Raw genomic sequence first — 18,916 nt, forward strand, 5'->3', positions numbered from 1 at the left:
GGCGACATCCTGCACCGGCCCGGCGCACGGAATAAGGACCTGACGCGGGTCGGCTTGCGTCGAATGCGGAAAAGCGTCTTGTCACAGAATCGCGTGGCGCCGAGGCCGTGGTTGCATGACTCTCTGCGATTGGAAAACTGTGTGTGCAGCGGGCGTCTCGACAAACTGCGGTCGTTCCGCCACGATGGAGGTTTCAGGAGAACCGCCGATCATGACCGGACGAAAGCACTCACGAAGTTTCATGTGGATTCTGGCGGTCGGAATGCTGCTGAGTGGCGTCTCGCGGCCTGCCGTCGCTGCCGATGAAACGGCCGCCACATCGAACGATCAGCCACAGCGTGTGCAATCGGGACTGCTGGCGATCTACGATTTTCGGATGGAAGCTGGTGACATTGTCAGCGATCGTTCCGGAGCCGTGCCGCCGACGGATCTGAAAATCGCCAGTGTCGACGCCGTCCGCCGATCAGACGGGGCGCTTGAGATCGTCGGCGAAACCATCATTCGTTCCGCAGCTCCTCCGCGGCGTCTGATTGAAGCGATTCGGCGAACCGGCGAATTGACGATCGAAGCGTGGATTCGTCCGGCCGACGCTTCGCAAAAGGGACCGGCGCGAATTGTGACACTGTCAAAAAACGGCAGCGAACGTGACTTCACGCTGGGGCAGGACGGAAACCGCTACGACATCCGGCTGCGCACTCGCGAAACCAGCACCAACGGCATTCCGTCCGTCAGTTCGCCGCCGCAGAGTCTGACCGCGGAAGTGACTCACGTTGTCTACACGCGCAGCCTGTCCGGCGAGGCTCGCATCTTTCTGAACGGGGAACTCGCCGAACAGGGACACGTCTTCGGACGCACCTCCAACTGGAATGATTCCTACCTGCTGGCTCTGGCGAATGAACATTCCAACGATCGGCCGTGGAAGGGCACGTATTACCTGGTGGCCGTCTACAGCCGCGATCTGCTGACCGAAGAAGTGGTGCAGAATTTTCGAGCGGGCCCTGACGCCACAGCGGTTCCTGTCCAGCCGCTGGCGCGCGACGAACGAGCACACGTCTTCGAAACTCAGGTGGCTCCGCTGCTGGCGAAGCACTGTCTGGAATGTCACGACGCGGCGAACAGATCCGGCGGGCTGAATCTTTCCCGGCAAAAGTCGGCGCTGGCTGGTGGAGACAACGGCCGCGTGATTGTTCCCGGAATGGCCGCGAGCAGTCCGTTGTGGGCGGCGGTGGAAAGTGAATCGATGCCGCTGGAACGTGCGCCTCTGTCGTCGGAAGAAAAGCAGATCCTGCGCCAATGGATCGACGACGGAGCTTCCTGGACGCTGGACACGATCGATCCGGCCGTCTACGCCCACGACGGTCCGGCCGGCGAGAACTGGCTGCGGCGGCTGACAATTCCGGAATACATCGAATCCGTTCGCAGCACCGTCGGCGTTGATATTTCGAAGGAAGCCCGCGAACTGCTGCCACCCGATCTGCGTGCCGACGGATTCAGCAACACGGCTTACAACCTGAATGTGGATCTGAAGCATGTCGACGCCTACGGCCAGCTCGCTCAGGTCATTGTCGAACGCATGGACATCAACGCGTTTGCTTTGAAGTTTTCGTCATCGCGACGCTTTACCGACGATGACATGGGCGACCTGATTTCCCGGATGGGCCGCTGGCTGTTGCGCGGCCCGCTGGACGATCGGGAAGTGATCGCCTTCCGCGGAATTTCCACAACGACGGCCAGCACCGGCGGCGACTTTGAAGAGGCTGTCGGTTTGATTGTCGAAGCCATGCTGCAGTCGCCGCGATTTTTGTATCGCATGGAAACTCAGGCCGGTGACGGTGAACGCTGGCCGGTTTCGGAATTCGAACTGGCGTCACGGCTGAGCTACACGATCTGGGGAGGACCGCCGGATCAGGAACTTCTGCGAGCCGCCGACATGGGAGAACTCGACGGTGAAAACATCCGCCGGCAGATTGATCGCATGCTGGACGATCCGCGAGCCGTCACGCGTTCGCTGCAATTCGCTTCCGAATGGCTGAACCTGACTCGGCTCAACAACCTGCAGCCGAACCGCGACAGGTTCCCCGACTGGAACGCCGCGCTGGCCGATGACATGCGACGGGAAACTCTGGCGTTTTTCGAGGACGTCGTGTGGACGCAGAACCGTCCGCTGTCCGATCTGCTGAATGCTCAGGTCACGTTTCTGACGCCGCGGCTGGCGAAGTTCTACAACATCCCTAACGCCGACTCCCTGCGCGAAGGCGGTGAGTCCGCGGCTGATGATGTCGTGGCAAGATACGATGTGTCGTCAGTGCCGGGCCGCGGCGGCCTGCTGACTCACGGCAGCATTCTGACTGTCGGCGGTGACGATGCGTCGATGGTTGCACGCGGTCTGTTTGTGATGCATGACCTGCTGCGGGGAGTTGTCAGGGATCCTCCGCCCTGCGTCGACACGACTCCCGTTCCGACGAAAGCCGGACTGACGCAGCGCGGGATCTCCGAAGGTCGACTGGCCAACGGAAGTTGCCGCGGCTGTCATGTGAAGTTCGAACCACTGGCCTTCGGTCTCGAAAACTTCGACGGCCTGGGAGCGTTTCATGAACAGGACGAACACGGCAACGTCCTGCGTTCAGACGGAGAAATCCTGTTTCCCGGAGCCGAAGCGCCGGTGGCGTACTCCACTGCCGCCGACCTGGCGGACCTGCTGGCGGCCAGTGATCGCGTTAAGGAAACGATCACCTGGAAGCTGACACAATTCGCTCTCGGCCGCCCGCTGACCTCCGCAGATGCTCGCACCGTGAACGAAATTCACCGGCAGGCACTGGCAAACGGCGGCACGTACCGGAACCTGCTGACCGAAATCCTGATGAGCGACCTGGTGCAGATGACGGCGACCGAAGTCATGCGTCCCGCCGAGCAGTAACGGCGAATGGTCAACTTGTTAGAACCGCGGATGAACTTTCACCTTCCCGCGCAGTGGGTCGATGGCGAAATCGGCGTTCAGCCGATTCGACTCGGGGAGGGTCGTTCGCAGGGGACGCGACTTGCGACGTCACTCGCCGTTCCCGGCCCTCCCCTCGTCGATCCGCTGAACACGGATCAACTTCGACCCTCCCCGGCTTCGCCAGGAGGGTGATGAATCCTGCTTCATGTTTGATGGTATCGTTTCAATGGTCACTCGCCCATCAGTGAAGTGCGTCCTGCAGAGCCCGCCGGTTCGCTTCGAGACGATTGCTACACTCCGCGTTCAATCGCGTCGCCCGGGGAGAAGATCGATCGGCCGCCTTCCACAGGAATGCAGGCTCCGGTGATGAACGTGTTGTTCGCCAGGAACTCCACCGCCGAGGCGATGGATTCCGGGCAGTCGGCGTGTTTCACAAGTGTCGCGTCGATCAACGACCGCTGTTCGTCTTCGGACGACGACGGCGGGAACATGACCGGTCCCGGATGAATGCAGTTGACTCGCACCTTCGGGTTCAGCGCCGCCAGTTCGACGGCCAGCATCCGTGTCAGCGTGGGAATGCTGCCCTTCGCCAGATAGTAGGCGGCGAATCCGATGCCCGGACGCGCGATGGCCCAGTCGCCGATGGTGACGATCGAACCACCTTCCGGCTGTTTCGCCATGATCAGCCCGGCGGCTCGCGCGCAAAAAAACGTGCCCAGCGTGTTGACGTCGAAACTGCGGCGGATGTCGTCGGCGTTCACGTCCGACAGCGGTGTCTTTTTCCAGACAGATGACGTTGTTACCAGCAGGTCCAGCCGGCCGAAGTGCTGCCGAACGGAACCGAACATTCGGTCGACGTCGACTTCATCGGAGACGTCCGCCTGAAACGCCTGGCACGTCGTTCCTGCCGTTCGAAGTTCGTCAACAGTGCGTACGGCATATTTGCCGGATGAATGAAAGTGGATCGCGATCGAATATCCCCGAGCCGCCAGGTGCCGCGCGATCACGTTGCCGACGCGGGGACGCCCGCTGCCGGTAATCAGCGCGACCTTCGGTTGTTCGGTCGGCGCAGCCATGTCATCCGTCATCGGCGCCCCGCTGAGTTTTCGAGGACGGAGACTTCCCGCAGCAGCCGTATTCCACCGCCGCTGGGATCGTCGATCGAATTCATCTGCCGAGCGGCGGAACGGGATTCCAGGACGCCACCCATCGCCGTTCCTCCCCGGTGAACGCGGTACTCGCCGCGGCGCTGCGCTGTCGGATCGGGACGAGACGGGCCGGGCGGATCTGTTGCCGGCTGACCGTCGCCGTAGCTGTCGGCGGCATACCAGTCGCGGCAGTATTCGGACAGATTTCCGTGCATGTCATACAGCCCGAACGGATTCGGACGCCTCTGACCGACGGGTTCCGTAAATGGTTCCGAATCGACAGGCGTGTTGAAAGCAACCGCGGCATACTCGTGCACCGCCGCCAGATGGTCACCCCAGCTCCAGTTGGTTTCCGTGCCCGCCCGGCAGGCAAATTCCCATTCGGCTTCCGTCGGCAGGCGGCAGACAATTCCGTCACGGCTGCACCAGCGACAGTACGCGGCGGCGTCGGACCAGGTGATGTTGCCCACGGGATGTTGTTCCGTCATCCAGGCAGTGGCTTCGCCGAGTTGCTTCCAGTTGAAAAAGTCGCCGTGTTGGCGAACCCAGTGTCCGTCCTTCAGTCCGTTTCCCGAATCGGTTCGTTCGGGTTCGGTGACGTAACCGGAATCGTCAACGAACCGCCGGAATTGTTCGACGGTGACTTCCGTTCGAGACAGATAGAACGGCTTTGAGATCGTGATCCGGCGTGACGGTGATTCGCTGAACAGCAGGTCTCTCTGCCAGTCGCTGAGAACCTCGGCGGGGAACTGTGCCTGCAGGTCGCTGACGTGTTTGCTGGTGCTGCCCATCGTAAACTCGCCCGGTGGAATCAGCACAAAGTCAACGCCGCTGCGTTCGTCCTTCAACACCACGTCGACGCCCAGTTTATCCGCCCATGCCTGCTGAATCGTCTTCGCCGTGTCGCCATCGAACGGTGCGATAGCGCGGGCCGGTTCGTCCGGTGTGTTTTCGGTCTCGGGCGGCGGTTCGATTTCGCCGAAGCGGTCCGGACCGCGACCTGACAACATCTTTTGCAACGGCCACAACAACGGCAGCGCCAGTAGCGCAACCGCGAAAACGCCAATGACGCCCGGTCCGGTCGTGAACGATCGTGTCCGGCGCCGTGGTCGGTGCGATTGAGTGAACTCATATTGCAGACCATCAACGGCCGTTTCAGCGACGCGCGCCGGACGCTCCGCCGGTGCCGGAGTTCCGTGCTGGTCGGCTTCAGCAGAATCGTCGCGTTGTGGAAGCTGCTGCGTTGCGGGTTCAGCGGAACCACCGTTGCGGCAGGCTTCGAGTTCTTCGATCAGTGCTGCCGCCGATGCCGGCCGGTCGTTCGGACGCTTGGCCACCATTCTTCGGAACACACCGCACAGATCGCGAGGCACGTCACCGTATGGCGATTTCAGCGGCGGGACCGGCTGCTGTTGATGGGCCAGAATCCGGTCCAGGGAAGAACCGCCGTCGAAACAATGCCGGCCGGTCAGCAGGAAGTACAGTGTGCAGCCGAGACTGTAGATGTCGGACCGTTCATCGGCATCGCGGCTGTTGCAGGCCTGTTCCGGAGCCATGCAGGCGATGGTTCCCATGACCATGCCGGAACTCGACAGGTCGCCCACGCCGTTGTTGTCCCCGGAAGGGTCTTCATTCCGCAGCCGCGACAGACCGACATCCAGAATCTTCAACTGTCCGGAATCATCCAGCAGCAGATTCGCAGGCTTGATGTCGCGATGAATGATGCCCCGTTCATGGATGTACTGCAGGCCGTGCGCCGCCTGAATGATGACATCCAGCGCTTCGGAAACCGGCAGCGGTCCGGATTCACGAATGACCTGCGACAGGTTCTGAGCGTCAACGAACTCCGTCACCAGATACGGCGCGCGGAAGTCACCGGCATCGTAGGCGGCCACGATGTTCGGGTGCGATAGCTTTGCCGCCGCGAGAATTTCCCGGCCGAAGCGTTCACGAAGCGCGTTGTGAGCGTACTCCGGCAGCAGCAGCTTGATCGCGACAACTCGCTTCATCCGGCGATGGACTGCCTTGTAGACCATGCCCATGCCGCCGAATCCGATTCGTTCCAGCACGGTGTATTCGCCGATCTGCTTCGATTCTGAAACGTCATCGCTGAACAGAACCGGCCCGCGCCCCGCCGCTGTTTCGCATTCCGCGGCGGCATGGATCAGTGACGCGTCGACAAACGGGAACCGGCGCAGGTATTCGTCCTCGATCACGGTTTCGCCGCGACTGGTGAGCAGTTCCAGTTCCAGTGCGATCAGTTCGGCGGCCAGCAGAGATCGGTGTTCGGCGTCGATAAGTTCCAGCAGTGATTCGATCGATTCATGGTCCTGAGTCTGCCAGTGCCGTTCGAACCGGTTGCACAGTTCGTTGACGCGGATCAGCGTCCGGTCCGGCAGATGATCAAAGGACGTGTCGGTCATGCGGGTTCATCCCGGCTCCACAGTGAAGCGATCATCCTCAGCTTACGCTCCACGGTGCGCCGCGCACAACCGAGTTTCACGGCGATGTCCGTGTTCGACTCACCATCCATCTTCCACAAAGCAATCTGCTGCAACTGCGGGTCGCGCGCATCATCCAGCCGCTTCAACAGCCGTTGCAGATCTTCGGCAACCTGCGCTGCGAATTCCGGAGTCGGCTCATTCGTGAACACTTCATCCGGAGAAATCGGCCGGGCTCGTTCAATGACAGTGCTTTCCAGCGCCTGAGCCCCGCCGCGTTTGGCGCGGTTGTTGTACCGGATCAGATCAACGGCCTTGTTGGCGGTGATCGCAATCAGCAGCGGCCACAGGTTGGTACGGTCAGTCAGTTGCGTAAAGCGTCCCTCCTGCGCTCCGATACAGAAACTGCGAAACGCGCTGACAGCAACGTCCTCCTCGTCTGCCATCTGCTTCGACGCGCCGTCCAGCCGGCCGCGAGCCAGATTGACCATGCGCTGAAAATACGTCTCCCACAACTTCTGAGCCGCCGAAGAATCTCCGGCGCGAAGCTGGTCAATCCAAAGCGTGATGGATTCGTCGACGTGCATGGAATCGTCGCCTGTCAGAGTCGGCACCGCTGCTTGCATCGTAACCACTCCTGAGGAATTCCGCGAGAAGTCGTATCCCCGTCATTCCCGCGCAGGCGGGAACCCCGTGCGTCCGGCTTGATCCCCGCCGGCGCGGGAATGACGGGGTGGAAACGGTCCGATCGAGAAAACTCCAAAATTATGTGTCGCAAATGTCGGCCGCTGACGAGCCCCTGGGGCGAGGCTGTTCATTCAGGAATGACAACGCCCGCATCCCTTCAGTTCGCCGTTCTGACACTTCGTCCAGGAGAAATGACCATGTTGACCACATCCACTCGACACTGGCTGACAGGATTGAAATCGAGAATTGCGGAATCGGCCCGCCGCAATCGGCCCGCGAGCTGGCGATCCGCCGGCAAACGACGACGACCCCAGGCAGAACGTCCGGACATCGAAGCTCTGGAAGACCGCATCGTCATGTCCGCCAATGTGCTTTACGATCATCCCGGGACGACGTTCAACGCCAATCTGTTCGCAAATAACATCGTCGACGCCGTCGACGGAACCGTCGTCGGGTACGGCTATTCCATCAGCGTGGATGGCGCTCAGGGACCTGATGGCGGGAACGGATTCGCAGTCGCACCGGTCGATCTTCCGCCGGATGTCGGGGCCGTGGCCTTTGACGCAGACACCAGAATCGAAGTCGCCAGCGTGTCCAAGAACATCACCGCCGTGGCGCTGCTGAATGTGCTGGAATCTCATGCGTTCGCAACACTGGACTCGCCGATCGACTCGTACCTTCCGCTGAGCTGGGTGAAAGGCAACAGTGTTGGGTCAATTTCATTCAGAAACCTGCTGACCCATACCAGTGGGTTCGGCGAAAACTACACAGTCCGACTAACGGAACGAACAATTCCGAAGTCGGCATTGCCGCATCGCTGGCAGTGGGATGGGACTTCAACAGTTTCGGCAACAACATCGATTCCCGACTGCAGGACATGGTGGCGTATGGCGTGCAGAACACGTACGCAAATTCGACGCTGGATGACGTTCTTCAGATTGGAGACTATCAGTATTCGAACGCCAACTATGCGCGATGCGGTTGCTGATTCCGCGACTCAGCGGCGACGTCGGCCCGAGCGAATCGGATCCTCAGGCGTATGCCGACGGCTATCGCGACTACGTTCATCGATAACATTCTGTCACCAGCCGGAATCGACAGCTGCAGCCCTGGTTGACACCGCACTGCTGCGAGCCGTGTCTACCGCCCTCTTTCCGTTGACCCGACAATCAGCACGCCGGGAGCCGACACCGGACAGGATCGCACTCTGCAGGCCGGTGGCTTCGGATGGAAACTGACACCCAACGAACTGTCCGCGTATCTCAGACACGTGTTCAATGAAGACACCTCGCCTTTGGAAGCGACAACGCTGGACACGATGCGCGATGAACTGATGGGCTTCACGCCGGGAGACAGCGAGCCGAACGGAAACTACGGCGGCTACTTTGGCCACAACGGCAGCTTCTCGAATCGTGCTACCTCGATCCCTCAGACCCGGTGGAAGGTGAAAGACGGCGAATGCAGAGCGCCGTCGTTGTGTTCCCTAACGATGTTCAGGCAGCCCTGATCGTCAATTCCAACTCGATCCCGGCGTTTTCTCCGACAGCCGCACTGCGAAACGCCTATGACAATTCGTTCACGAAGGTTGCCATCGCAGGAACGAATGGTCCTGACACATTCACCGTCAGCGTCAGCGGAGGAACGCTGATACTGACGATCGACGAAGGAAACGACGGCCCTGCCACGCCGGACGAAGTCTTCATCGCGCCAATCGCAGTGCTCGAACAGTTGACGCTGGTCGGATTGAACGGAGACGACACCTTTATCATCAACCAACTGCCAGCCGACCTTGAACTCGTCATTCACGCTGGCCGAGGCAGCGACACGCTGAACCTGACGCCCGGCGACTCCGCGAGCGGACGGAACCTTGACACAATCAGTGATCGCATCACGTTTGTTGGTGGGCCAGTGAACTCGGCGGCGTCGGATTCCGACACGGTCAACATCTACGACGACAACAATCCAACCGCCGACACGTACTATGTCAACAGCACGTGGTTCGACAAGACGGGTTTCGATCGATTCAACTACACTCGGATTGACGAACTAAATCTCTGGACCGGAAGCGCAGGCGACGTGATTCGCGTCAACAGTCTGGCATCCGACATCTCGCTGAACGTCGACTCTGGTGCAGGGAACGACCGGATCTACATCGGCGCTGCCAACATCAGCGGCAACATTCACGGACTGATTGATGTCGTCACCGGCCCGGGGGATGACGACCGACTGATTTTCGATGACCGCAACGGAAGCGTCGCCGACGATTTCTACGTGTTTCAGACGGACTATTTTCAGTCGGCCGTGATTCCGGTGATCGAATGGGACAGTGATTCGCCGCCGGAAACGATTACTCTGTGGGGTAGTGGCGAAGACAGCACGACCAACATTCAGGGCGTGCTGGATGGTGTGCTGCTGCGGATCGAGGGCCGCGGCGGCAATGATGTCATTAACCTGCACTCGGTCGATGCCGGAGGCCGGACGAACCTGTACGGCGGCGACGGCAACGATACGATTGCGCTGACACCGACGGGCCGCAACCTGGACGCGATACAGGGGCGAGTCTACGCGAACGGCGGGAACGGTAATTTCGATCGCGTCGAACTGCATGACGAAGACAATACCGACAGCGGACGGTTGTACCGCTTCCAGAGCAACTGGTTTGACGTCGTTGGTTCTCCGTTTTATCGGCTGTATTACACCGGGTCGGTGGAAACCGTCGAACTGTACGCGGGCAACGATGACGACACGTTTGATGTTCGCAGCACCTCGACAGCCGCAGTCGTTGCTGCCTACGGCAATGGTGGCAGTGATACTCTGAACGTCGCGGCCGGCTCACGAGACCTTGATTCGATCAATGGCCCGTTGTACTTCTCCGGCGGCACGGGCGACGGCATCGATGCCGTCGTGCTGAACGATCAGAACGATCTCGGCAACGACAGTTATACGTTGACCACCGACCCGCCGTCGTCCGTCACGAAGACCGGCGGGTTTCAATTCAATCACCTGGGAGTCGAAGACCTGACGTTGAACGCCAATGACGCCAACAACACAATCGTGATCGGCGGAGCATGGGCACTGCAGGCGACGAATTACACGATCTATTCCGGCGACGGTGCCGACACCGTGACTGTCAATGCGTCGGCCCCGATGCATGTCACGGTGAACGGCGACGAAGGTCTCATCGACCGGCTGCACGTCCGCGGAACGCCGCTGGACGACGTTGTGACGATCAGCGGCAATGAATTGCAGCTTGGAGCGACAACGGTGGTGTCCGGTGACGGCGTCGAACGTCGTACTCTGGACACCGGCGCGAGCCTCGATCTGCTGTCCGTCCAGGGCCAGGCGGGTGTTGATGAAAGATTTACCGTTCAGGCTTCGACGACACCCGGCAGCGGCTCAATCAGAGCGGTCACTGTGCCGACGTGGGTCTTCACGAATCTGGAAGACGTTGAGGTCCGGGGCAACGCCGGCGACAGTGACGCGCTGGACTTCCGCGGCACGAGCCTGGGTGACACATTCATCGTGAATCCGGTCGCCGAAGGCACGGCAACGCGTCCGGTTGTGACGCTGAACCAGCCGGGCGTCGGGACGCTGCTGAACCTCCGCGATTTCAGCGATGTGGGCATTCCGACAATCTTTGGACTTGCCGGAGCTGACGTGTTTCGAGTGAACGTGTTCCCGACGCAACCCGAGTTCGAAATCCGTGACATCCGACTGGACGGTGGAGATCCTCAGCCGGTTAAGCCGGGTGAACCACCCCAACCGGGCGACACGCTGATCGTGAGCTTCAACGAGAACCTGTTCGTTCAGCTTCCGAGTACCATCGGTCCGCACTCCGGCCACATCCGGCTTGGACATGACGATCAGGTACTGGATCTGCTGTACCTGAACTTCGAAGAGATTTCCGGAAACCTCGACCTGCCGTTCTGATCGCAGGCGTGTCCTCGTTCCCCGGCACTTTTCATGAGAAGCTTCGCGAGGGAACAATGGCACCGTTGTTCGATGTGGACCACCTGAGTCTGTTGCATTGGTTCCTGATTTCCGAGGCACAGACAGCGGACGCCGGTGAACTCAGCGATCGTCTCGACGATCTCGATTCGAATCTGGGGCCGGGAGAATCCGGATTCCGCGACCAACTTGAGGCCGCGGACCCAGCCGGCGACAAACCCCAACAACGGCACACTTCCGTTCGGGACTAATCCGGACGCACTGGCGATCCTGTTCAGAGACTTCGAGGAACTTGCGGGGGGATTTGTTTTGACGTGTCGGGCGGTGCCGTGTTTGCGGCCCAACGCTCCGGCCGTTCGTCCGGTCCGGTCTGCAAGGCCCGGTTGCTACGCGATGAGAACGGCCCGGAGGAGCGCTAAGAAAATCCGAGTTTTTCTGGCCGAGTCATTTGACAGGCGATTTTTCTTTTTTTTGCAAAATTCGTGAAGCGGGCCGAATCACCCATTCCATTACACTTGCTGAAGGAGTTGAGATGATGCGTCACATTACCATCCTCATGGTCACGCTCCTGGTGCTGGCGGGAAGTACAGGGGCTGCACCAGCCGTGGAGCCGGACACCAGGGTCACGGCGAACAGTGTCACTGCGACGGTTACGACAGTGGAGATCTACCCAGGATGGTTCGTGAAGCACGATCAATGCGTCAGGGAGCATGACGTTCAGTGTGGATGCCGACGAAGTACCGATGGACGACAGATATGCCGTACTACAGACAATCAAGAATTCGAGCGGCGTCACGATCGCATCGTTGAATTCAGTCCCTTTACCGTCACATGCGGGTCAACTTCGACCGTGACAGTTCCACTGTCGACCCACGCCTCACCCGGTACGTACGAAGTGAAAGTCGGAGGAGTCATGTATGGCATGGCAACCGGATGGGTACAGTTCGGCGATAAGACGACTACTGTAGTCGTTCCGTAAGCCCCTGCGCAGCGTGGTACGCGGATTTTTCTCCACGAGCCGTTGCATGCTGCCACGAGCCCCGGCTTGATTTGGCTTCGAGTGGATCGAGATGTGTCTGCGTGTCGCATTGTCAGTATCCGCACTCACGGTGGTTTTCAGAACGGGAGTCAGAAAATGGCCAGTCATCGCAGGTGGTTATTACTGCCGGTCGGATTAACGCTGGTGGTCCGGGACACTTGCCCGCTGTCAAGCAGCATGGGGCGGCCCAGAAGTCTCGAGGGGCGATATCCGTACATTATCTGGGAGTCCTGTGAAAAGAGGAGCCCAACGGGATTCTGCAACGGATGGAGTGGGCGTCGCGGCAACTGGGCCTTGATTTGCACGATCGCTCGCTGCCTGCCGGTGTCACAGTTCACGGCCCCAAGACTTTGGTCCCGGCCTACATGCATGTTGGGGTGTTGCGGAACTGGTTTCAACCAGCGGAGATGGTCGCAGGAATACATCCAGTTTCGCCAGGTCAGGGATGAAAGGAGTATCTGCTTCGGCTGGCGGAAGTGGAGTCCGGCTATGAAGCTCGGCGGGCGGTTGAACCTGAGGCCACGATCACAGAAACGGACCGCCGGAGCGGCGCCAACTGGTCTATCAGCGCGACTGGATGGAGGAAGAACGCAAACGAACTGTCGAGTACATTCGGGGTGTAAGAGTAGAAGGAAGCAGTGTCATCACCGACAGGAATAACGCGTTCGGATGGTTCCGCGAAGCGAGTCCTCTGAGCGGTACGTTCGAAGACAGGACACTGATGCTGGAAGGCCGCTCACCGGCAGTCTTCGAAATCCCGACGAGCGTGCTGACTCGAAATGCGAAGCTTCAGGACGATGATCTGACACATTACGTCGACGTTTCCGGAATTTCAGGGAAGACTCGCGAAATGATCTGGAAGCGCCTTCTGGCAACAAAGAACACCGCTGCAGCAGTTCGACAATGAAAGCGACGCAGATTATCAGGCTCGCCGCCCTGGGCGAGAATCACATCGAACTGATGCGATCCGCACTGTTTGACGTCGACAGCGCGTGGCTTTCGTGTAACTACCGAGATGAGTCGAAGCCGATACAGATCACCAGCGGCGTGAATGTCGGCACAGACACCGATCTACAACGGTTGCTGCGGCGTATCGGACGAACAAAGTCGCGGCTGCGGGAATTGATTCCGACGATGAAGTTTTTCGTTTCACTGGGCAAGCCGGATTCCCGAACAGACGGCCGAGTTCCTGCGCGCTGCGTTGAATGCACTGCGAGTCCGGTTTCCGTCGGCTCAGATTCTTGACGTGGCCGACTGGACCATCGACGACGGCGAACTTGAGTTGCGATTGAGCGGGCGTGCGAATGCAGAATATGGCTTGGCTTGTCTGGGGAGCATTGCGGGTCAGCAACGCATCCGACGGCGCTCAGCAACAGTTTGTCGAACTGCTGACGGCCATTCCGGCACTTGCCGTGCAGCAGATTGTCAGCGAGCAGGAGAATCGTTCCTGCAAATCAGCCTGTCACCGCTGGCGCAACTCAAAACAGAAAAACTGCCCGAGTGGGAGTTCATCAGGCTGCCCCAGTACGCTTTTCTGCGGTTCCGCGAGAACGCCCTGTGGTTTTCGCTCGGCGGTCAGAATGCGTGGAAGGTGCTTGACGCGGAATTGGTCGCTCAGGACGAAGAGGACCCCGACGACAAACCGTCGAAAGGAATCGGCTACGTGCTGAAGTGCGAGCTGAATCTGGAACAAGTAACGACTGACAAAGGTGAGAAGTCCGGTCTGAAGCAATATGTGGCAGAATTCGAACGCGGCTATTCACGCTGGTCGGCCGATCGACATCTGGAGATCCCGGCTGCGGCGACGGGCATGGATCTGCGTTGCCCCGACGACTACGAATTCACCTACCGTTTTTGAGAAGCGCTCACCGATCGTCCCGGTCGCGGTCGACTGGAGGTGTTCAGTGCCGGACGGAGTGCGGCAGCGACACTCGACCGGTCACTGGCTCTGCTGTACTTCGGCAGGCAAGCGCGAATTTTCAGGACAAGAACAAAGTCTGGGTCAAGGCCATGACAATCAAGCCGGCTCCTCCCCCGGCACCGCCCAGCAGTTTGTTGCAAGCGGGAGCCGACACACCAACAGAGTGATGTCAATCCACGCGCCTGATCCCGATTGGACGACCCGGACTAATTCGTCTTTACTTCCCGCTTCGTGCGGTAGGCCGTCGGGTCGGCTTCGATGACGGACAGATCGTCGTCGGTCAGATGACTTCCCGTGTCTCGCAGCATCGAGATGAAGTGAGCGATTTCGTTCGGTTGGTGGGGATAACCGACGTTGCCTTCGGGACCGTGAGACGTGGCAACGACGGAACCGGTCGCGTCGAGAATCACGAACCACGGCACTCCGCCGGGTTCTTCAGGGGCAAAACGGTCGGCGACTTCTCCGCCATTCGTCATCCGCATTGTGTCGATTTTGATGTCGACGTAGTCCTTGTCGAACAGCGTATCATGGTCCTGAATGAACTGAGCCAGCACCTTGCACCAGCCGCAGTACGGCGTGCCGACGCGAAGCAGCACATGTTTGTCTTCCCGCGCCGCCTGCTGTAGCGCGGCCGTCAGCAGTTCGTCGGCGTCGACTTTCTTCGGAGCCCATTCGCGCAGAAACGCGGCGACTTTTTCGGGATCGTGTTTCGGACCAACTTCCAGCGATCCGGTTTCCTGATTCGTCAGAACGTTTCCTTCAGCGTCCAGCACCGTCAAATGCGGATACGCGTACTGACGGTCGCTGCCGCCGTAGTGCAGCATCAGGTCGTGATTGTTGCCTTCGTCGACGAGCACTAACTCGTATTCTTCGAAGACGATCGGCTGAACCGTCTGGTCGTTGTGAAACACGTCGTGAAGCTTGTAACACCAGCCGCACCAGTTGCCGCCCCATTCGATCAGCACGTGCTTGTGATCACGCTGAGCCCGCCGAAGCGCGGCAGCGATCAGTTCGTCGCCGGGCGTTTCCGTGTCGTAGATCGGTTCGCGGTCGGACTTGTGACTTCCTTCGGCGGCAGTGACCGCTGTTTCATCGATGTCCGTCAATCGCGTGGCCGGGACGACCGCCGAAGCTCCTGCGGAATCGCTGAGTTCCATAGATGCGGCTCCGGGCATTGGCGCGACGGTCTGCGGAAGCCCCGAATTCTGGTCGTCCTGGCCGACGCTGCCTGTCGCGCTGTCCGATTGTTCGCCGCAACCGCAGGCGGCAAGACTGCAGATAACAACAGACAGCAGAAACCTGTTTGACATGGCGCTTCTCCTAAAGGATGTCTGACTGAATGCGATGCCCCTGGCTCGGCGCCGGATCGGGTGAAACGCTGCGTTTTCCAATTGCTGTCTTCCGGACGGGCACAGCGGTGTCACGTCTTCAGATGAAAGTAGCTGTGAATATGGGGCTGGCCACGGAAATACCAGACCATTTCCGGACCTTCGATCTGCCACGTGTCCCAGACCTGATCGGAGCCGATGTCGTATTTTCCGTCGTACCAAGACACATAGAGCCGATCGACCATGCCCCTTTCTCCGATGCTCGCCATCGTGGCGTTGACATCATCTTCGCGAAACATCGCCAGCATCTTCTTCATCGTTTCCTTGAACAGCGTTTTCTGGTCCGCGGAAAGCTGCGAGCAGCTCAGTCCCGACCATTCCGACGTCTTCTTCTTCACGACCACATCCGGGTTTTCGCTGCGGGGGCTTGTGGACAGCAGAGCCTGCTTCCGCTGCGATTCATCCAGTGACTGCACGAATTCATTGAAGACCTTTCCCTGGTACCAATAGGGATTGCCGGGATGGTCTGCCGTTTCGTTGAACTCGTCGCGAAAATGGCCGTAGAAAATCGGGTTGCCGCCGAATCCGAGCCCCTTATCCGTGTGAGCGTTGCAGCGTCGCGTGACGTGATGTCCCGTGTAGATGAACTCAAAATCATCGTGGTCCGGTGTTCCGAAGAACCCAACCGCCGGTGCGTTCTTGAGTTCTCCATACTGATCGAGTCTGACCTGTTCTCTGACCGCGTCCTGGTGATTGGCACTGTGCAGCGAATCGAAGATCCGTCCGATCAGAGCCTGCTGATCGGCATCGAACGTTGCGGGGATCCGATGGTCGGGATGGATGTACCACCAGTTGCTGACGTACTTTCGTCGCGGATGATCGATCGGCAGGCAGACCTTCGCCCGCTGCTCGTCGGTCATGCTTTTGTAAAGCTGCATGGGCAGCGAATCCGACACCGTTTCTTCCGCGATTGCGGTTCCCGAAAACTTCGGCAGCGGCGATATCGCCAACACCGCCAGCGAGGCACCGGCAGATTGAAGTAGCTCTCGGCGACTGAAGTTTCTCATGGTGCGCTCCGTGACAAGTGATGAATCATGCGGCTCGAAGGGCAGAACACCGCGGGTCGGAGGTCGGCCCCGTCCGCACGGCTTTTCGAACGCGACTCATCATACCGAATCCCGGCGGCGGTGTCCTGAAGACTTCCGACAACTGGTCCTGATCGCAAAGTGCGCGTCACGCGTTCGATCCGACCGAGCGGCCAGGCGATCGCGCGGGGTTCGTCCGAAGTGTCAATCCGCCCGATCGGTTCGAACCGCGAATGCTCACACGGACCCTATCGCACTGGCGGCAATCTGGTCGAGATCCGCGAACTCAGCCGCGTTTCCCGCCTGCGTTGTAAGTCTGCAGATCAGATCGATCGTTCTGAATTCCGGGTCGACCACGCCGAGGCACGACGGATGAGCAAGGAAATCGAAGACAGCTCGATGGTCAATCGCCCAGGTGACGGCTCGTCGGATCGCATCCAGGAACCACTCCAGCTTCCACTGACCCGTGCGAAACGCTCCGATGTCGCTGATCGGACTCATCGGGATTTCCACCAGCCCCGTGGGATACACAAACGGCTGCGCAGATCGCTGAGCGTCGACAATGCTGTCCAGGACAGCATCACCGGGTTTCTGTTCAGGCGCGGAATTGGCATGCGGCGGATAGACGCTGCTGACCCAGGTGAATCCGAGTTCCAGCAGCAGTTGCTGCAGATCTTCGCGGCCATTCAGACCGGTGCTGAATCCTCCCGGAGTACGAAAGCCGCGATTTCTGATGCCGGTCCGCTGTTCCAGGGCAAGCGTCGTCAGGCGGATGTTTTCGCGAATGACTTCCGCCACGGAGCGGCCTTCGATCAGCCACGGGGAACGCCGGAAGCGAAACTGCAGCTCGTCCGGTGTCGCTGCCAGCAGGTTTACGTGATCGTAGGTATGGTTGCCGATCGGGTGCCCCTGGTCCGCAATCGCATTCAGCCAGGACACGTCCGGCTGCTCCAGAACGCGCCCGACACAGAAATAGTGAATACTTCCTCCGTGGTTCTTCACTCGCCGGCCTGCGTCGACGGCATACTGTTTTGTCGCGTCGTCGAGATTTCCCTTTTCGTAGTCCCAGTGCGTGTCCTGCCGGCGTGGAAAGTTGCGGCTCATTTCCAGATCCAGCGTGATCGCGATTTGAGCCTTCTTCGGCAGATCTCCGGCCGAATCCCGCTGCTGAGCAACCACACTGCTGCACCCCGCAAGAGACACACCGGCTGCAGTTCGCAGCCAGCGGCGACGCGTCAGATTTCCTGTCGCCACCTCGCTCGCCGACGCGTGCTCGATCCGACGGCCGCGTTGCGGTAAATCTGCGGACATCATTCGTCCTTTGCGTCGAACGTAATCCACGACACCTGCGTGATCAGTTGATTCAATGCGGCGTAGGAAATCGCCGCGTTGACGGCAAACCGCGGAGACGTGTTCGACGGAAACGTAGCCAGTGACGCGTCACCCACCAGAAACACATTGAAATCCTGCGACAGGTTTTCGTAACCGGCCGTCGTCTTGCAGAAGCACATGTCCGTCGCGTAGCCGGTCAGAAGCACGTGCCGGATTCCGTGATCCCGCAGAAATGATCGCAGCGGTTCGTAACCGTCGGCATCGTAAATCACAACATCGGTCGGATGGACGTCGACGTCGGTGGTCACCGGAATCGGAAGTTCCCAGAACCCTGCGTTGTTGTATCGAGCACTGGAATCGATGCCGGGAAACTGGCGGAAATAATCCCGCACGGGAAGATCGTTCGACAGCGAAAGTTTTTCCGGCAGCGGTTCGCCGCGATATTCGAAACCGGTCAGTTTCGCCGTCAGCTCGGCGGCTCCTGACTTTCGATCCTGCTCCGTGGGAGTGTGCGACAACGAGCGGTACAGCTTGCGGCGAATCGGATCTTTTGCTCCCGGCAGACTGTACATCACAAACGCCGCGCGGCCGCGAAGCGAGTTCAACAAAGGTCGTACGACCTCGCGCGTATGCCGACCGGCCAGATGGTTCTTCTCCTTCGTACAGAAATCGGCGACTCCGGCCGGCTCCGGCGTATTCCAGCCCTGACCGTCATCAATACCCCACGGATGAACCATGATCACCGCAGTGTTCCGCGCGTTCAGGTGATTCGGCATTTCGATGATGCCGCGAGCGTTGTACGAAAACCTCCACGCGCGAACATGCAGATCCGCACCTTCGTCATCAACAATCGCCGGCGCTTCGTAATGCGCCTGCTCGATGATGGGCTCAAAGAACTCCGGATAGTCGGCCAGCAGCGGACTCGCGTCTTCGATGCGCCGCAGTTCATTGCGATACGCACGCGGGACACCACCCGTTTCCTGGGCAGGCAGGTTCGCGGCTGACAGCAGCGTACAACAGACAATCAGGACCGTTCGCGAAAAAAACAT

At 59.5% G+C, this 18,916-nt stretch carries 14 protein-coding genes; 7 read left to right on the forward strand and 7 right to left on the reverse strand.

All coding sequences use genetic code 11. From position 1 onward, the window contains the following. Positions 1-211 precede the first annotated feature (211 nt). Positions 212-2,917: a DUF1592 domain-containing protein gene (locus R3C19_07305; protein ID MEZ6060149.1), complete on the forward strand. Its 2,706-nt coding sequence runs from the start codon at positions 212-214 to the stop codon at positions 2,915-2,917. A 311-nt stretch (positions 2,918-3,228) separates the two neighbouring features. On the opposite strand, the gene R3C19_07310 is transcribed toward R3C19_07305, so the two are convergent. Genes R3C19_07310 through R3C19_07320 form a run of 3 tightly spaced genes read right to left on the reverse strand, consistent with a single transcriptional unit; the run spans position 3,229 to position 7,153 of the window. Then, a complete protein-coding gene (locus R3C19_07310; GenBank protein ID MEZ6060150.1) occupies positions 3,229-4,014 on the reverse strand; it encodes an SDR family oxidoreductase in 786 nt (261 codons plus the stop codon). Positions 4,015-4,022: 8 nt separating this feature from the next. Next, complete coding sequence (locus tag R3C19_07315) at positions 4,023-6,509, reverse strand: SUMF1/EgtB/PvdO family nonheme iron enzyme (protein ID MEZ6060151.1); 2,487 nt, start codon at positions 6,507-6,509, stop codon at positions 4,023-4,025. Further along, positions 6,506-7,153: an ECF-type sigma factor gene (locus R3C19_07320; GenBank protein MEZ6060152.1), complete on the reverse strand. Its 648-nt coding sequence runs from the start codon at positions 7,151-7,153 to the stop codon at positions 6,506-6,508. Before R3C19_07320 ends, R3C19_07315 begins: the two co-directional genes overlap by 4 nt. A gap of 884 nt (positions 7,154-8,037) precedes the next feature. Here R3C19_07320 and R3C19_07325 point away from each other — a divergent pair. The 6 genes from R3C19_07325 (at position 8,038) to R3C19_07350 (ending at position 14,059) form a co-directional block, all read left to right on the forward strand. Beyond that, positions 8,038-8,202, forward strand: coding sequence for a hypothetical protein (locus R3C19_07325; GenBank protein MEZ6060153.1), 165 nt, complete (start codon positions 8,038-8,040; stop codon positions 8,200-8,202). Positions 8,203-8,484: 282 nt separating this feature from the next. After that, on the forward strand, positions 8,485-8,721 hold the full coding sequence (locus R3C19_07330; protein MEZ6060154.1) for a hypothetical protein: 237 nt from the start codon (positions 8,485-8,487) through the stop codon (positions 8,719-8,721). Beyond that, positions 8,673-11,144, forward strand: coding sequence for a hypothetical protein (locus R3C19_07335; GenBank protein MEZ6060155.1), 2,472 nt, complete (start codon positions 8,673-8,675; stop codon positions 11,142-11,144). Before R3C19_07330 ends, R3C19_07335 begins: the two co-directional genes overlap by 49 nt. Positions 11,145-11,200: 56 nt before the next feature. After that, positions 11,201-11,413: a hypothetical protein gene (locus R3C19_07340; protein ID MEZ6060156.1), complete on the forward strand. Its 213-nt coding sequence runs from the start codon at positions 11,201-11,203 to the stop codon at positions 11,411-11,413. Between the two features lie 1,365 nt (positions 11,414-12,778). Beyond that, positions 12,779-13,108, forward strand: coding sequence for a hypothetical protein (locus R3C19_07345; protein ID MEZ6060157.1), 330 nt, complete (start codon positions 12,779-12,781; stop codon positions 13,106-13,108). A 339-nt stretch (positions 13,109-13,447) separates the two neighbouring features. Beyond that, positions 13,448-14,059: a hypothetical protein gene (locus R3C19_07350; protein MEZ6060158.1), complete on the forward strand. Its 612-nt coding sequence runs from the start codon at positions 13,448-13,450 to the stop codon at positions 14,057-14,059. A gap of 269 nt (positions 14,060-14,328) precedes the next feature. Here R3C19_07350 and R3C19_07355 read toward each other — a convergent pair whose 3' ends face one another. The 4 genes from R3C19_07355 to R3C19_07370 form a co-directional block, all read right to left on the reverse strand. Further along, a complete protein-coding gene (locus R3C19_07355; GenBank protein MEZ6060159.1) occupies positions 14,329-15,432 on the reverse strand; it encodes a thioredoxin family protein in 1,104 nt (367 codons plus the stop codon). A gap of 110 nt (positions 15,433-15,542) precedes the next feature. Next, a complete protein-coding gene (locus R3C19_07360; protein MEZ6060160.1) occupies positions 15,543-16,517 on the reverse strand; it encodes a DUF3500 domain-containing protein in 975 nt (324 codons plus the stop codon). Positions 16,518-16,772: 255 nt separating this feature from the next. Next, positions 16,773-17,789, reverse strand: coding sequence for a polysaccharide deacetylase family protein (locus R3C19_07365; GenBank protein MEZ6060161.1), 1,017 nt, complete (start codon positions 17,787-17,789; stop codon positions 16,773-16,775). 56 nt (positions 17,790-17,845) lie between these two features. Beyond that, positions 17,846-18,916 (reverse strand): isochorismatase family protein, encoded by a 1,071-nt coding sequence (locus R3C19_07370; GenBank protein ID MEZ6060162.1) that lies wholly within the window; start codon positions 18,914-18,916, stop codon positions 17,846-17,848.

Source organism: Planctomycetaceae bacterium (assembly GCA_041398785.1).
Classification (GTDB): domain Bacteria; phylum Planctomycetota; class Planctomycetia; order Planctomycetales; family Planctomycetaceae; genus JAWKUA01.

Excerpts from the sequence above, each read along its gene's own strand:
- R3C19_07360 (MEZ6060160.1), bottom strand. The coding sequence starts at position 16,517 with ATGAGAAACTTCAGTCGCCGAGAGCTACTTCAATCTGCCGGTGCCTCG.
- R3C19_07315 (MEZ6060151.1), bottom strand. The coding sequence starts at position 6,509 with ATGACCGACACGTCCTTTGATCATCTGCCGGACCGGACGCTGATCCGC.
- R3C19_07355 (MEZ6060159.1), bottom strand. The coding sequence starts at position 15,432 with ATGTCAAACAGGTTTCTGCTGTCTGTTGTTATCTGCAGTCTTGCCGCC.
- R3C19_07370 (MEZ6060162.1), bottom strand. The coding sequence starts at position 18,916 with ATGTTTTTTTCGCGAACGGTCCTGATTGTCTGTTGTACGCTGCTGTCA.
- R3C19_07305 (MEZ6060149.1), top strand. The coding sequence starts at position 212 with ATGACCGGACGAAAGCACTCACGAAGTTTCATGTGGATTCTGGCGGTC.
- R3C19_07335 (MEZ6060155.1), top strand. The coding sequence starts at position 8,673 with ATGCAGAGCGCCGTCGTTGTGTTCCCTAACGATGTTCAGGCAGCCCTG.
- R3C19_07320 (MEZ6060152.1), bottom strand. The coding sequence starts at position 7,153 with ATGCAAGCAGCGGTGCCGACTCTGACAGGCGACGATTCCATGCACGTC.
- R3C19_07340 (MEZ6060156.1), top strand. The coding sequence starts at position 11,201 with ATGGCACCGTTGTTCGATGTGGACCACCTGAGTCTGTTGCATTGGTTC.
- R3C19_07345 (MEZ6060157.1), top strand. The coding sequence starts at position 12,779 with ATGGAGGAAGAACGCAAACGAACTGTCGAGTACATTCGGGGTGTAAGA.
- R3C19_07310 (MEZ6060150.1), bottom strand. The coding sequence starts at position 4,014 with ATGGCTGCGCCGACCGAACAACCGAAGGTCGCGCTGATTACCGGCAGC.